Genomic DNA, 1,240 nt, shown 5'->3' on the forward strand with positions numbered 1-1,240 from the left:
TGGATATTCCGAGGTATACTACACCACCATTCCGCGGCAAAGTACACCACCATTCCGAGCCATATTACACCACTAATTAGGATTTAGTGTATTGATGATTCCGATGGAAAGTACACCATTTTACCTTCGATCATTGAAGTTTGCAAGGACTGACATTCCGACACAAAGTACACCACTGGATTCCGGGGCAAAGTACACCACTAAGCAGAGTTTACCTGGCATATTCATAGGTTTAGTTTAAACAAACTAAACCCTTGCAAATGGCCAATAAACCACTTAGTATGCATAAAGTAAGACAAGTACTTCTTTTTTTTAAGCAGGGAGCCTCCCAGCGCAGCATAGAAAGGGACGTAAAGATTAACAGACGGACTATTGCGGTATACCTGCAAAAGTTTAAGGAGACCGGAACTGAGTTTACCGAACTTCTAAAGCTCAGTGATGAACAACTGGAGGAGTTGTTGGGACTGCTCAAACCTATAACGGAGGATATTGACCCCCGTAAGGTTGAGTTAAAAGCCCTTATCCCGGGTTACATGAACCAAATGGTAGCCAACAGCAACATTACCCGTCTATTGCTTTGGGAGGAGTACATCAAGGCCTATCCCCATGGTTTTCAATATTCCAGATTCTGTGATTTTTTTACAGACCATTCCAGAGTGAACAATGCGGTCATGCATTTCGAGCACGAACCAGCAAAAGTGCTGCAGGTTGACTTTGCCGGAGATAAACTTCATTATGTAGATCCTTTGAGTGGGGAATTTATTGAATGTGATGTCTTTATAGCCGTGCTCCCTTTTAGCAGTTTTGATTATGTAGAAGCCATGGAGAATGCGACACTTCCACAGGTACTAAAGGCTTTGAATAATACCCTGGACTATTTTGGTGGGGTTCCCTCGGCTGTTAAATCGGATAATATGCGGCAATGGGTATCTAAAAGCTGCAAGTACGAACCCACGTTTCCAGAGCTGCTGGAGCAATGGGCCGGTCACAATCACATTGCTTTGTTGGCTGCGCGCCCGTATAAGCCAAGAGATAAGCCTTCGGTAGAAAACGGGGTTAGGATTGCCTATAGACACATTTATGCTTTGTTACGCAATGAAACGTTCTATAGCCTTGCCGAACTGAACAAGGCCATCCGGGAAAAGCTGGCACAGCACCATCAACTCAACTTTCAGAAAAAAACATTCAGCCGTCTGGAGCTTTTCAACACGCAGGAAAAGCCCTTACTGCAAGCCCTGCC

The 1,240-nt window shown here is 44.4% G+C and carries 1 protein-coding gene; it reads left to right on the plus strand.

Features of this window, described 5'->3' with window-relative positions:
* Window positions 1-260: 260 nt before the first annotated feature.
* Window positions 261-1,240 (plus strand): IS21 family transposase (gene istA / locus LY11_RS26460; RefSeq protein WP_111636573.1); only part of this gene is annotated, 980 nt, incomplete at its 3' end.

Origin of the sequence: Pedobacter cryoconitis, assembly GCF_003259615.1 — a bacterium.
Classification (GTDB): Bacteria; Bacteroidota; Bacteroidia; order Sphingobacteriales; family Sphingobacteriaceae; genus Pedobacter; species Pedobacter cryoconitis.